A 13,484-nucleotide genomic window follows, 5' to 3' on the forward strand; every position below is an offset into this window, starting at 1 on the left:
GAAGGCTGGTTGCACGCCGCGGCAGTGCTGGACCATAGCTCTCGCCATATTGGTTGGTCGATGCAGGAGAGCACAGCTCGCAGCTGGGTCGGGCCCGTTGGAACCGGCCACCGCTTGCGCTCGACCGCAGCAACGCGTTGCGTCGCCGCCGGCGCACGCTCAGTCGGGCCTTGCCATATGGGCGCCAGTCGCGCTTGTGGGCCGCCAGCCGGCCTTCTCGTTGCGAGAGGCCGTGCGCGCGCTTTGGTGGTCTGGGACGTTGGCTCGGCCAACCGGGAAAGTCCTCTCATGCAAGAACGCCTCGACATAATTTGATACGACGTCGCGTGCGGTTCTTGAATATAGTGAGTGGTCCAACTGCTCCAGTACGGTCATCGTGACGTTCTTGTACGTTCCGAGATAACCAGCCTTTGGGAGTTCGTCGAGCCCCGCATCTAGCGGACCGTACACCAGTGAAGTCCGTACGTCCCTCCGCTCGAGGTCCGCGAGGAGTCGGCGGACAGCAGAGCGCTCGTACCAGCGACGTATCAGGCTTACTGCGATCCTGCGCAGATCCGATCGGCCAGTCAACAATAGAAGCCATTTACGGGGATTCCGGACGGACCGCATATACACCTGACTGGGGGCACGCGCCTTCGTCGTGGGTGCCCCCCAAAAGAAGAACGGCAGGTTGATAGACATGCAGCCCACCACATTTGGATGCTTTAGCGTCGTATGAACGCTGACGTATGCGCCCGCGCAGACGCCGAACATGACAATCTCCGGATGTCGAGCCGCGATCAGCCATTCCACTCCTGCTATCGCGTCTGCGACAGCATGACGGGCATATACAGCCTCGATGGTCGGCGCATCGTCGTGATTCACGCTGTCCCCAACGCCGCCCACGTCCATGCGTAAAGAGGTGATTCCCTGTGCCGCAAGCCTCCGAGCCATCAACACGGAATGCCTTGCGCAGCCAACGCGATGAACGCCCGCTGTGTTCATGATCAATACAGCTGGGGCATGCTCGTTTGGATTGCGGGGCTTGCAAATGACACCGACATAGCGTCCGTTTCCGAACACGACAGGTATTTCATGACCCGCCGCGAAGTCGATCCTTGTATCCGCCGGCGGCTGCAGAATTTCGACGGAAGGCGCCGCTGTCGTGCCGCACTGAGCGCCGAGCCACTCGAGCACGCTATCGAAGGCCAGTCGCGGCGGCACGCAAAATGTCGGGTCGGGCAAGAGGAATTTATCGTACTCTGGAAAGATCTGCAGATCTGCGCTCGCACCGTGGCCACGGTAGTACTGAGCGAGCTTGTTCAACGACTCGCTAACGCCGATATCGTGCAAGAGCACGCGGGGCGCGGGACGCCGCTGGCGCTCTGTGAGGTCGATGGAAGCGAGTTGATCCAGCGTGTCGGCATACATGCGGAATCCTAGCGCGCCCACTCCCGGCGCTTCCTCCGGCGACTGCTTTGCATCCTGGCCAGCGAGGGCCTTGACGCAGCTTAGATCCTGCATGCGCAGTTCCCGGATGTAGCGCTTGCCAGAGATGATCGGCGCCATCAATATCACGCTGTCGACATTGGCAAGCTGCTCGGCGGCCACTGCTGCTAACGTCGCACCCAGACGTAAGCCGCAGAGCGCGAGCCGTGTGACACCGGTAGCGGTCCGCAGGTATTCCGCCGCGGCGATGATGCTGTCAATCCATGCGCGCAAGCGTTCCGGGTCCTCCTCGTCGCCCTCGGAGTCGCCCGTCCCCGGATAATCGAAGCGCAAGACGGGCATGCCACAGGCTACCGTTACCGATTCCGCGAAGTCGCGCCATCCGCGGTGCACGCATAGCGCCTCATTGCCGAACGGGTTGCACAATACCAGGCCCGTGGCAGCCCGGCCGCCCGCAGGGAGATGCAGCCACCCAAAACAGCCACCAAAGGTGACCGGTCTCATCGTAGGCTTGCCAGTCATTGGTGTCCCTTACGATGAGATACAGCGCCCGCCAGGCTACCGTCCGGCATGAGGGGGGCGAGAGACCTTTCCAGCGAATCGATACAGCGAAACAAGTCGAACGATATCAACTCTCCAGGTATTTCGATGCCAAAGGCATCTTCAACCGCTAACAGGACACGGACCGTACCGAGGGAGGATAAGCCAGCGTCGTACAAGCTATCGCTATCGGCCAATGTTTCGACCGGGACATGGAGGCATGCATTCTCCGAAAGGATATTACGCAGAGCGACTTTCAATGACTCCCTCCCATCTGGAATAGCCAATCCACGCGCACGTGGTGTTGGCTGATTAGTACTGCTCGGGATGGTGTCAACTTCACGCAGGAATTTTGGTGCGCGCGCACTGCTCGGCTAGCGCTTTCCTGTCGATTTTTCCATTTGCGTTAAGCGGCATTGCGTCGAGTGACACGATCCGCTGGGGCGCCGCATAGTCGGGCAAGCACTGCCGACACGCATGTAAGACCGCCTCGGTGTCTACTCGAGGATTTGTCACGAAGGCTACGAGCCCAGCCGCCCGCCCCACCTCATCGAGGGGCCAGGCAATCACCGCGCAGAGCGCGGCACCGCTGCGCGCGTGGACGATATGCTCGACTTCCTCCAGTTCGACACGGTTACCTCGAATCTTGACCTGCGTATCCACACGCCCGTGAAATACAATCCCGTGCGCTTCAGTCGTCCGCACGATGTCACCGGTCCGATACCAGCGGTGCGCATCACGGCCCGGATAACGCTTCGAGACGAACCTGTCATTGCCAGATGGGCCGTCCGCTGACAAATAGCCCCCGGCAATCTGTGGGCCCGCGATCAGCAACTCACCGGTCTGCTCGGCGGCGACAGGTCGGAGGTCCGGGTCAACGATCATCAACTCTACCCCCGGGAGTGCGCCCCCGAGCGGGATGACCGCGTGCTGCGGATTGTCGAGAAATTCCGCGCTGACTTCGAAGCAAGTCGAAGCGATGGTCGCTTCCGTCGGCCCGTACATATTGAACAGCCTGCTATTCGGTGCGGCACGCGCCCACGCCAACGCCAGAGAGCGAGGCAACTGCTCACCGCCAAACATCGACACCCGAAGACTCGGGAAGGCACCCGGTGTCAGCTTGCGCATTTGCTGCATGAAGCCGACCACGGACGGGACACTACTCCAATGCGTAATGTCATGACGTCTAATAAAGTCGGCGTTATATACAGGATCGACGGTTTCTGGCACGTACAGGCAGCCACCATTCGCCCAACATACGAACATGTCATGCACGGATGGATCGAAGCTCAACTCACAGAGCTGGATATGACGTGCATGGCTGGCTCGCTCTTGCAGCTGCAATTGCCCGTTCATATACGCCTCGGCGTTCGAATGCGTAATCGGCACGCCCTTCGGCGTCCCCGTCGATCCCGAGGTGAAGAGTATGTAAGCGACGTCGCCCTTGGCACCTTGCGGTCGCACATAGGGCGCGACAGGCAGCGTAGGCACGGTAGACGCGACGGAAGGCACGTGCGAACCGGGCGCGTCCTCGTCGAGCAGAAAAATTTGCGGGGGCTCGTCAAGCAATGCCAGCACATCCTCCAGCCCGCTGGCGCAACCACGATCAACCAGCATCAACGACGCACCGGACTGCGCGATGATCATCGCCCTACGTGAAGCCGGCATCTTCGGATTGAGAGGCACATAGGCCATCCCCGCATCGAGAATGCCCAGCACGCCGGCATAGGCTTCGACGCTGCGATATCCAAACAGCAGACATCGTCCAATGTCCTTGTCCCGCGCAATTGCTGTAAGACCTGCAGAGATACGACGTGCCCGGGTTTCAATCTCGCCGTAACTGTATAGACGGTCCTTTACCCATAACGCTGGACTGTCACTGTAGCGCGCGGCGGAATCAAAAAAGTATGAATGCAACATCTCGTATCCTGGAACATGAGACCGGGTAACCGTTATGAGCACCGGCGCCAGATGTCTGCAGCATCCAACCCTTTATCCTGGGTGTCCGCCTGCGGCGAAGAATAGACTTTCGAAAGACGGGTTTCTGTGCGATAGCGCTCGAAACGTCTATGCCGCTGTCGGCGGAACATTGGTGGATGCCTACATTCCGCACGCGAGTGGAGAATCGAGAGGGGTCGTTCCCGCCGCGGTCGCGACGCGGCGCTGATCCGCGTAGTTGCTAACTCGCCAAAGGATCATCAGGAAAAGTACCCGTCGTCGATTTGCACCAACTGCTCTTCAACGAGACGAGCGCCCTGCTCCGTCCCAGCGACTGACAATGGCGTAAGCCCACCGAGCCGCCGCTGCTGCCGCCGCAACCAGTTGAGACCGCGCTCGACGTCTCCAAAGGTGTTCACCGCCTGCGCCAGGATCCGGGCAAGCCGAATGGCCTTGTCCGACTCGTCCATGGTCAGCGGCTGTCCCTTCTCCCGACGATGACTGAGCGTGCGGCGCGGGACGATGAAGGCCACCTCATCCCATGAGAGCCCCGCCTCGAGCAGGCGCTCGAGTATCTCCACCGGTAGCCTCTCGCTTGCCAGCGTCGCAAGGTCGGCGCCGCCGCGTACCTTGATGCCCAGATAGCCGCTCAACCTATCGAGGTAGCGCTCGTATGGGGCAGGTGCCCCCGAAGGATGGAAAGCGATTGTTGGCATGACGTGCTCCGGCAATTTGCCCATGTTCGCGGCCAGTTGCCAAGCTAGCAACTTCGCTAGCTTGAGCGCTGCCTGCGGCCCTATGGGCCGATCCTCGCACCCGAAGACGGGTGTAGAACCATAACGCACCCTATACCATGCGTTATCCTATCCGTCTGTCGTTAGTGCTGCCTATTGAGTGCAATATCAACGTCTTCACCTGCCGCAAATGTCTATCCGCAACTCCTCAACCGGTGACGAGATTGCCGCAGAAATCGGCGCTCGGTTACGCGTCAAGCGCCTCGAGCGCAACCTCACCACCGACGAACTCGCGAAGCGCGCCGGCCTCGGAAGAAACGCCATAGGCGACCTCGAGGCCGGCAAAGACGTGCGTGTTTCGACCCTCATCAAGGTCATGCGCGCACTCAACATGCTCAGCAACCTTGACGCTGCCGTTCCGGATGCCTTGCCCACGAGCGCAGCGCTCAACCAACGCGGTCAGGTCAGGGAGCGCGCTCGCAAACCAAAGGAGATGTAGTCGGCTACCGAAAAGAAGCCACGGGCCCGCCAGCTGGGGGGGGTTAAGGACCGAATTAGGGAAATGGCGAGTCGAAAAAGTGGCTAATCCACCACACTAGATCTTGCATTTCAAGATTTGCAAGATTACGATTGGCCCATGACCTCACCCGACTTCAAGGCCACCCCCGCCCGCACCATGGGCGCACGCATCCGCGCAGCACGCGAGACACGCGGCCTCAACCAGCACCAACTCTCCGATGCCCTCGGTTTCGCCGATCGTCAGACGCTGTCGACAATCGAAACCGGCGAGCGGAAGGTGCAGCCAGCCGAGCTCGTCAAGCTCAGCCAGATCCTCGAGCGCCCACTCGACTGGTTCATCGATCCCTTCGTCATCGAAGGCGAGGCACAGTTTTCGTGGCGCGTTTCGCAGTCAGTCACCGACAGCTCGCTCGCTGACTACGAAGCCAAGATCGGGCAGATCGTCGGACTGTTCCGCCACCTGAATATCGCGCTGAATGGCCCATCGAAAGCGCTAGGGCAATTCCTGCGGATGTCCCCTAACCCCGCGTTCGAGGACGCCTGGCGTTGGGGCGAAGCCGTGGCGCAGGAACTCGACCTCAGCCCGATTCCGTCTGAAGTCCTGGCTGAACGCATCGAGACCAGGCTCGACATCGCGGTGCTGCATATCGACGCGGAAACCTGCACCAACGGCACCCACGCCATATCTGGAGCCATGTGCCGCCTCCCCGATCTCGGCGTCATCGTCATCAATAGACAAGAGTCCAGAGTCCGTCGCAACTTCGACGTCGCACACGAGCTATTCCACGCGCTCACCTGGGATGCGCTGCCGCCTGAGCACCGCGAAGACACTGACGCAACGCCAGTCAAGCGAAGCCGGAGAATCGAACAACTGGCCGACAACTTCGCCGCCGCGGTCTTAATGCCAACGGCGACCCTGTCTCAGCTCATCGATCCTGCAGGCTTCACCAACACGCAACACCTCGCAGAGGTTGCCAAGCAATTGCAGGTCTCCACGCATGCACTGGCTTTCCGGCTATTCAACGCGAAGATGATCGACAAACTCACGTGTCAGGCCTTGTGCGAGCAACCACCGCTCGCGCCGCGATGCGCTTCAACGCCACCGAAACTGCTGTCCGCGTCCTTCGTGACGCTATTGCACGACGGCATCGCCCGCGGCCACGTCTCGACCCGAAAGGCCGCCAAGGCCCTCTCGATAACGCTTGAAGACCTTGCTGAACTGATGCGGGACTATGGAAAGTCGGTGCCCTTCGCGATCTAGGCGATCAAATGACGAAGCAACGGGTGCTGTTGGATACGTGCGTCATCATCGAAGCGCACCGAATCAGCTGTTGGAAGGCGCTTTGCCAAACCTTCGACGTTGAAACGGTGCAGTGCTGCGTCGACGAGTGCTGTGCTGGCGATCCATTGAAACCTGGCCGCGTCCCGATCCAGCGCGAAGATCTCGTTGCCGGGATGGCTAGAGTCCATGATGTCACCGACATCATGTTGGCAACGCTCGCAATCGAGCAAGATGACCTACCCGCTCTCGATGATGGCGAATTGCATCTGATGGCGTGGCTCCATGCCAACCCAACCGAGGCTGTGCTCACCGTGATATCCACCTCTGACCGCGCTGCTCTTCGTGCGGCGCATGTGCTTCGACTACTGGATCGGGTGACGTCTCTACAGGAGCTTGGCAGAGGCGCCGGTGTTGGACGCAAGCAGTTGGAAAAGTTGGAGCATCACTTCAGCGAGGATTGGCTTGGGGCGGTACGGATGCAGTTGCGTATGAATATGCTTTGATGCCGGTGATCGGCACAATGCACGCGATACCCTGCACTACCGGCCTTATTTGCCTATCAGTGCAGCCTCTAGCATGCATTACGACATGACACGAGACTCGCGAAGATTGGCCATGAAAACGCTCGTCGAGCCTCAGTCCGGTGAGGAACACCGGCTAATCAAATTCGCTCTCGCGCTGCGGACAGCGGCCGGATCCGGTCTTCAATCTCGTTGATCACACTCAGGACGAATACGTAAGGAACTTCGCGTTCCTGATGTGACCCGCCGGCGAGGGGGGCTTCCCGCTGCCTATGACCGGATACAGGCTGCAGCAGCAGATGACTGCTGGGGTCGCAACGTTCCACTGGCCCGCGAGGGGCGGCCCAGCCGCCGAACGCCTCGGTCGATGGATGCTCTTTTTCGGCCTCGTGACCAGGCACATGTCGCCGAAGTCAACCAACTCCTCTACGGTAAGTCATCCGCCTAGAGGTTTATCGGACTCACCCTACCCGTACAACGCGGCGCGCGTGTGAGTGGGGCTGACGCTCAAGCGCGTATTCACGAGCCGACCGCACCAATAGAGCGGCGGTAATCTCGCAACAACAGGGCGGTGAGTCTCAGTCGAAAGTGCAGTTAAAGCCCGTTTTTTGTGCATCTATTGAAAAAAATGCGCGATAGAAAAAAATCAATACGTGCGAAAACAGGCAGAAATTGGCAAAAAACGGCAAAAATTGAAGCTTGGGTTTTCTGGGCTTGGAAACACGCTTGTCACGACTGGTAAAACACCGATGTTTCACTAAACTTAGATCTGATTTAAACGACGACCACAAGATGTTGTGGTGGTGCCATGCAGATCAGAGCTGATGGCCCTCGGTAACCGTGCCATACCGAGGGCCGAAAAAGTAAAGACCCCAAACGCGCTTCACTTTGGCGAGATGGACGCGATTGGGGTCTTCCAGGCACTGCCTCGAACGACGCGCACGCAGTGCGTCCGCCTTCGTTCGCGAGAACCCTGCGCACAACGCAGGACGCAACCAAGGTGGCCGCGCGCGTCTCGAGGCTCGATTTTATGCGCTGCCGCATGAGAAGCCAAGGCGCTTCCTAGTCGGTACTTAACAAATTGAGCCGCCCCTGCGGCGAAAGGTTTAAGTCATGCAATACCTAGCCCGTATCACTATTCACAATGGGACCTACCTCGAATACGAGGCATTGCATCAGCGGATGCATGCCATCGGCTTTGTCCGGGTCATCCGTGCCGCTAACGGCGTGCGCTACTCCCTGCCGGACGCTACGTACGTCGGTGAACGCTTCGAGGCGGTGGCGGCGGTTCAGCAACTGGTAGCGAACCAGGCCAAACAGGCCGCGCCGATGCGCGGTACTCCGCAGGTTTTTGTCTGCGATTACAACCTGGCCGCCTGGTCGGGATTGCCTGTCGCCAAGTAATGACATAACAGACCTGCCGGCCCTCCCCGGCAGGTCTGTCTTTCATCCGGACACAACCACGGATAGCCATCGTCGAAGCGATCGTCGCGTCGAAGGCAGACTTCCGGCCGTGGGCCCGGCCAATGACGGCATACCCATCACCCTTGGGGTAGGCGGGGCGTGCTGCCCGATGAGACCATCCGTGGCACTAAGAACGAGAACGAGGGTTGCATGCATCCTGTACTGGTCCAGATTCAAGAGGAACTCCGCAAGGTCACTGCCCAACTGCAGGCCCATCTGGGCAGCGACGAACCATTGGGGACAGTTCACAACAACTGGAGCTTCCCAGGCCTCACCCGCACCGAGCTGGTCGAGGAAGCGCAATCAATCATCGACCTTATCGATGAACGCGGAGGCGACGACCTCGGCAGCGCCGAATCCCGCATCAAGGACTATGTGCGGCGATTGACGCATCTGCACACGAGCACCATTCCCAATATGTGGAGCAATGCCAACCAGGCCGTCACCGCCTACCTGTTCACGCTCGAAGGCTTGCGCAAAGCGCTCGCCCCGGTCCTAGCCGACGACGCGGTCGCCAAGGCAGCCGAAGCCGCCGTCCAATTAAGGCGGCTCGCCACCAAGATCCGCGGTCTCGAAGCGCGGCTGGCAAACGTCGAGCCACGAACTGCCACCCTATCGGGCATGGTCGAGCGCATCGAGAAGGCTTACAGCGCTGCCGACCAGCTCCCGACGGACCTCGAGTCGCTCGCCGAGGCGCGGCAGGAGCTCGCAGCCATCCTGAAGGCGTCCGCCGAGGAAGGCACCCGTATTGCGGACACGCGCAAGGAGGCGAGCGCGCTCGAAGCGGATTTGCGCCAGAAACAGAAAGAGGCCGGCGAAGTCCTCGAGCGCTGTGAGACAGCGTATTCGGCCTCCACCAGCGTGGGCCTCGCCGCCGCCTTCACGGAGCGCTCCGAGTCCCTCTCGAAGTCAATGTGGCTCTGGGTAGGCGGTCTCATTGCCGCCCTCTCGCTGGGCAGCTTCTTCGGCTCTCAGCAACTCCACTCGCTCTCAGAGCTGTTCCGCCAGCCCAATGCCCCGACCTCTGTCCTGGTGCTCAATCTCGCTTTGTCGCTGCTGTCGGTCGGGGCGCCCGTCTGGTTTTCGTGGCTCGCCACCAAGCAGGTTGGGCAGCGCTTCCGGCTTTCCGAGGACTACGCCTTCAAGGCATCGATCTCGCGCGCCTACGAGGGCTTCCGCCGGGAAGCGGCGCGCTTCGACAAAGACATGGAAAGCCGCGTGCTGGCTTCGGCCCTGACACGCTTGGACGAGCTGCCGTTGCGACTGGTGGAGACTGAAACGCACGGCAGCCCCTGGCACGAGTTCGTGTCGTCGGACGTCGTCAAGCAGGCGATGCGCGTGGTGCCCGACTTTGCCGACCAGGTGAAGGACTTGGCAAAACAGGGCATCGCTGCGGCGACGACCCGGTCCAAGCCGAAGGCACCAGCCAGTGCAGCAACAGGTACGCCCATCAATGCAGCGAATGGTACGGGCGTCGACGCGGATTAATACGCCGCCGGGATAGTTCTGATAACCGGTAACGCCGCGTGGGTTGGCTTCGTAGCCTTGCCGCGACTGACGCCGAAACTCGAGAGCGCTTGTGCCTCGGGGTGACGGCGCGTGGCGGGGAAGGAAAATGACATGACGCACCATGCAGGGCTCAACGCGAATGGCAAAGATCTAGAAGCCATTGGCCCGCGTACTCGGGTGCGCGAGCCCTCTAAATGCGATTGAATTGTCGCAACTTTACAGGCAGCGGAAATTATGACCGATAGCAGCCATTGGCGGTTCAACGCGGACGTGACGTGGCACACCTTTTCCGCAACCGTGCATCAAAGCGTTATGGCGGCCGAGGCAACCAATGCCTTTATGCGCTATGAGTACTTGCGCGCCGCCTTGTATTTCGGTAGCGCGTGTGCCGAGGGCTATTTGAATCGCTCGATGCGCGAACGTCTGACCGTACGGTGTTTAGCAGAACGAACGATAAGAGACGAGTTGAAACGCCCTGGACTGGGTATAAAACTCCGTAAATGGCCTGCCAATTTTTGCGATCAGTCAACCCAACTGCCTGCGGACATCATCGATTTACTGGACAAAGCGCAGAAGGTGCGTAACGAGAATACCCATCCTAAGCAGGCCGACCACAGCATTTATCAGGACATGGACGATGTGCAGCCGAATGACATTGTCCACGCACTCGCGCGCATGATCGTGATCCTCAACGCTGCGCGTGACCGCCCTTTTCCCTACTGGTTACTGGGCTGGAACTACGTCGGCTTGAACGGAGACCCTAGCCATCCTTTCGAAAGCAACAACCTTAATGGCTTCATACATTCGCTGCGACATCTTGGCTTCTCTTTCGACAATCACGGAAGCGATATGACGTGGGAACAGCGTGAAATGACGTCCATCACGGGGTACACGGCACTCCGCGAGGCGCTGCAAAAATTGCCTTTCGATATCGAACCGCGGGATAGTCGGTTTCCGACAAGACCCCGACTGACGCGACGGTGGTGGGATAAATCCGTGATCAACGACGAGAGCCTAGCAGCGTTGAGTTGACGCAGGTCGCCAGCAGACGGCGGCGCGCCGGCTCGCCGAGCTGCGTCCCGACGAAGCCGTGCTGGTGCTCGATGCCACGTCGGTCGGCGAAGGCTCGGCCGGACGGAACTCCGGCTTCGTCATCAACGTCCCCCACAATACCGGGATGACCGGTCACGGCCGCGCCACCGATGCCGCGCAGCGGCAACTGCGCCTGTACCAGGCGGGGTTGCAGTGGCTGGAGGCGCTGGTCCGCGCGCATCGGATCAACTGCGGCTGGAATCCCGCCGGCAAGTTCCATGCCGCCGCCAGCGCACACGGTGTGGCCGCACTCAAGGCCACGCTGGCGCTCTATCAGGCATGGGGCGTCGAGCACACCGAGCTCGATGCCGATGCGCTCGCCGCCAGGCTGGGAACGCCCTACTATCGCTACGGCTTCCACGCGACGAACAACGTGTTCGTGCAACCGGCCGCGCTGATCAGAGGCCTGGCCGATTCGCTGCCGCCGAACGTCGTATTGGCGGAAAACGAAGCGGTCACCTCGCTAGGCCGGACCGCGCCATTCTCGATCGCCACGTCGCGCGGCGGCTACGTCGCGGATCGCGTGATCGTCGCCAATAACGGCTTTGCCAAATCGCTCGCTCTGCTTCAAGACCGGCTCATCACAATCTACACCTATGCCGCCTTGACGCCCGTGCTGCCCCCCTCCGAACTGGCGCAGCTCGGCGCGGGCCCAGAGTGGGGCGTGATCCCCGCCAACCGGCTCGGCACTACGTTGCGGCGCGTCGCGGATGGCCGTTTGATGGTGCGTAGCGCGTACTCGTACGAGCATGAGCAGACTCCGGCCGCCACGCTGCGATTGCTTACCGACAGCTATCGGCGCCGCTACCCACAGATGCCATCCCATGACTTTGAGTACGTGTGGGGCGGCACCACAGCGCTTACACGCAATGGCGCCAGCTTCTTCGGCGCGATCCAGCCGGGCATCTTCGCGGCTGCGGGTTGCAACGGCGCAGGGGTGCTCAAGGGCAGCACCTACGGACGGCTGCTGGCTGACCTCGCGCTGGGCGAAACGTCGCCGTTGCTGGCAGACGCGCTAGCGCTGGAGGGCCCGAGCTGGTTGCCGCCAGATCCGCTGGAACGATCGCCGCCAACGCAGCGAAGTCAGCCGACGGATTCAAACAGCCTCAAGAGCCATGCGTCACGTGCGAAAGGCGCGACGATCTGCAACCCGACAGGGAGCCCCGCAACGCAACCGGCGGGCACGCTCAACGCCGGGAGCCCCGTCGCGTTCCAGGGGCTGGTCAGGCTCAGCAGAGCCGCCCTCGCATCCGTACGGGTGCCATCGACGATGATGTCTCGTTCGCCGACACGGGGCGCCGTGATCGGCGTGGTGGGCATGACGAGCAAGTCGTAGCGCGTAAAAAACGTTGCCATGGCCTCGCGCAACAATCGCTGCTCGTGGATGCCTTGCACATATTCCCATCCGGCGACCTGGGCGGAGACCTCCAGCCGCGATCTGACTTCAGCATCGAAAAGCTCTGGGGCGGCCCGCATGCGCGCGGCATGGACCGCGTAGGCCTCGGATCTTTGCAGCGCCGCGACGCACGCAAGAAGACGTCTGGAGAGGGGCTGAACATCCTCCACGCCATCGAAAGATTCCACCCTCCCCGCCAGCCATTCCTCCGCATGACGCCGCACGCATGCGCGCACTGCAGGGTCAACGGGTCCGAGATCGCTGCCGTCGATCCATGCTACCCGCGGCCGCCCCGTGGGGCCATCCACGGTTTCCGCTCCGGGGCTGAGCGCGCGAAAGATGAGCGCCGCGTCCGCAACCGTCCTCGCCATCGTGCCGAGATGATCGAGGCTCGAGGAGAGCGGGAACACGCCGTCCATCGGCACGGTATTGAAGCTCGGTTTGAACCCGACCGTGCCGCAAAGTGCCGAAGGAATCCGCACAGAGCCTCCTGTATCCGTTCCAAGGGCCAGCGGCACCATGCCAGCTGCAATGGCAGCGGCGCTGCCCGCGCTGGAACCGCCCGTCATGCGACTCATGTCGTGTGGATTTCTTGCGGCGCCCTGCAGGGACCGGTCCCCGGTAGGACCATAGGCGAACTCGTGGGTCAGCGTCTTTCCAACGATGATCGCCCCGGCCGCACGCAGCGACGACACGCATGCGGCATCGCGTAACGGCCGATGGCCCGCGAAGTGGGCGGAGCCATAGGTCGTCGGCATATCGAATGTATCGATATTGTCCTTTACGGCGACAGGCAACCCGTCCAGCGGGCCGAGCGCATGGCCCTCTGCCCGCCTTCGATCCGAAGCCGCAGCCGCACGACAGGCCCCTTCGGCGTCGACGTGGACAAACGCGTTGATCAGCGGATTCAGCCGCTCGATCTCGTCAAGGCATCGTTGGACGACCTCACGGCTCTCGAGCGTGCCACGTTGCAGGTGTGACGACAGCTCCGTCGCCGTGACGGACGCGAAATATCCCGCCACGGGGCGAGTGACATCGGATGGATGCATATGACAGACCTC

At 61.0% G+C, this 13,484-nt stretch carries 11 protein-coding genes and 1 pseudogene; 7 read left to right on the plus strand and 5 right to left on the minus strand.

The window, feature by feature from the left end:
* Positions 1–159 precede the first annotated feature (159 nt).
* From AAHB16_RS06685 to AAHB16_RS06700, 4 genes are all read right to left on the minus strand, one after another.
* Entirely contained in the window at positions 160–1,932 is a 1,773-nt protein-coding gene (locus AAHB16_RS06685) for a serine aminopeptidase domain-containing protein (RefSeq protein WP_342050420.1), read from the minus strand.
* A gap of 14 nt (positions 1,933–1,946) precedes the next feature.
* On the minus strand, positions 1,947–2,255 hold the full coding sequence (locus AAHB16_RS06690; protein WP_446718068.1) for an acyl carrier protein: 309 nt from the start codon (positions 2,253–2,255) through the stop codon (positions 1,947–1,949).
* A 52-nt stretch (positions 2,256–2,307) separates the two neighbouring features.
* A complete protein-coding gene (locus tag AAHB16_RS06695) occupies positions 2,308–3,888 on the minus strand; it encodes an amino acid adenylation domain-containing protein (RefSeq protein WP_342050421.1) in 1,581 nt (526 codons plus the stop codon).
* A gap of 278 nt (positions 3,889–4,166) precedes the next feature.
* Complete coding sequence (locus tag AAHB16_RS06700) at positions 4,167–4,622, minus strand: antitoxin Xre/MbcA/ParS toxin-binding domain-containing protein (RefSeq protein ID WP_342050422.1); 456 nt, start codon at positions 4,620–4,622, stop codon at positions 4,167–4,169.
* 208 nt (positions 4,623–4,830) lie between these two features.
* On the opposite strand from AAHB16_RS06700, the gene AAHB16_RS06705 reads away from it, so the two are divergent.
* From AAHB16_RS06705 to AAHB16_RS06735, 7 genes and pseudogenes are all read left to right on the plus strand, one after another.
* Positions 4,831–5,139, plus strand: a complete 309-nt coding sequence (locus tag AAHB16_RS06705) for a helix-turn-helix transcriptional regulator (protein ID WP_342050423.1) — start codon at positions 4,831–4,833, stop codon at positions 5,137–5,139.
* A 138-nt stretch (positions 5,140–5,277) separates the two neighbouring features.
* Positions 5,278–6,420, plus strand: coding sequence for an XRE family transcriptional regulator (locus AAHB16_RS06710; RefSeq protein WP_342050424.1), 1,143 nt, complete (start codon positions 5,278–5,280; stop codon positions 6,418–6,420).
* Between the two features lie 8 nt (positions 6,421–6,428).
* The gene (locus AAHB16_RS06715) at positions 6,429–6,944 is read left to right on the plus strand and encodes a hypothetical protein (protein ID WP_150371719.1); all 516 of its coding nucleotides are present in this window, start codon (positions 6,429–6,431) and stop codon (positions 6,942–6,944) included.
* Between the two features lie 1,131 nt (positions 6,945–8,075).
* Positions 8,076–8,366, plus strand: a complete 291-nt coding sequence (locus AAHB16_RS06720; RefSeq protein ID WP_150371718.1) for a hypothetical protein — start codon at positions 8,076–8,078, stop codon at positions 8,364–8,366.
* Between the two features lie 210 nt (positions 8,367–8,576).
* A complete protein-coding gene (locus AAHB16_RS06725; RefSeq protein WP_150371717.1) occupies positions 8,577–9,914 on the plus strand; it encodes a hypothetical protein in 1,338 nt (445 codons plus the stop codon).
* A gap of 255 nt (positions 9,915–10,169) precedes the next feature.
* Positions 10,170–10,967: a hypothetical protein gene (locus AAHB16_RS06730; RefSeq protein WP_150371716.1), complete on the plus strand. Its 798-nt coding sequence runs from the start codon at positions 10,170–10,172 to the stop codon at positions 10,965–10,967.
* A 28-nt stretch (positions 10,968–10,995) separates the two neighbouring features.
* A pseudogene (locus tag AAHB16_RS06735) lies at positions 10,996–11,994 on the plus strand (NAD(P)/FAD-dependent oxidoreductase); the annotation flags it as partial.
* A gap of 116 nt (positions 11,995–12,110) precedes the next feature.
* On the opposite strand, the gene AAHB16_RS06740 reads toward AAHB16_RS06735, so the two are convergent.
* The gene (locus tag AAHB16_RS06740; protein ID WP_342050425.1) at positions 12,111–13,472 is read right to left on the minus strand and encodes an amidase; all 1,362 of its coding nucleotides are present in this window, start codon (positions 13,470–13,472) and stop codon (positions 12,111–12,113) included.
* Positions 13,473–13,484 lie beyond the last annotated feature (12 nt).

This window comes from Cupriavidus sp. OTU4054, from assembly GCF_038440175.1.
In the GTDB taxonomy this organism is placed as follows: Bacteria; Pseudomonadota; Gammaproteobacteria; order Burkholderiales; family Burkholderiaceae; genus Cupriavidus; species Cupriavidus pauculus_D.

What these genes read in the sequence shown, in the direction of transcription:
- AAHB16_RS06710 (WP_342050424.1), top strand. Translation starts at nt 5,278, where the DNA reads ATGACCTCACCCGACTTCAAGGCCACCCCCGCCCGCACCATGGGCGCA.
- AAHB16_RS06740 (WP_342050425.1), bottom strand. Translation starts at nt 13,472, where the DNA reads ATGCATCCATCCGATGTCACTCGCCCCGTGGCGGGATATTTCGCGTCC.
- AAHB16_RS06695 (WP_342050421.1), bottom strand. Translation starts at nt 3,888, where the DNA reads ATGTTGCATTCATACTTTTTTGATTCCGCCGCGCGCTACAGTGACAGT.
- AAHB16_RS06720 (WP_150371718.1), top strand. Translation starts at nt 8,076, where the DNA reads ATGCAATACCTAGCCCGTATCACTATTCACAATGGGACCTACCTCGAA.
- AAHB16_RS06730 (WP_150371716.1), top strand. Translation starts at nt 10,170, where the DNA reads ATGACCGATAGCAGCCATTGGCGGTTCAACGCGGACGTGACGTGGCAC.
- AAHB16_RS06725 (WP_150371717.1), top strand. Translation starts at nt 8,577, where the DNA reads ATGCATCCTGTACTGGTCCAGATTCAAGAGGAACTCCGCAAGGTCACT.
- AAHB16_RS06715 (WP_150371719.1), top strand. Translation starts at nt 6,429, where the DNA reads ATGACGAAGCAACGGGTGCTGTTGGATACGTGCGTCATCATCGAAGCG.
- AAHB16_RS06685 (WP_342050420.1), bottom strand. Translation starts at nt 1,932, where the DNA reads ATGAGACCGGTCACCTTTGGTGGCTGTTTTGGGTGGCTGCATCTCCCT.
- AAHB16_RS06700 (WP_342050422.1), bottom strand. Translation starts at nt 4,622, where the DNA reads ATGCCAACAATCGCTTTCCATCCTTCGGGGGCACCTGCCCCATACGAG.
- AAHB16_RS06705 (WP_342050423.1), top strand. Translation starts at nt 4,831, where the DNA reads ATGTCTATCCGCAACTCCTCAACCGGTGACGAGATTGCCGCAGAAATC.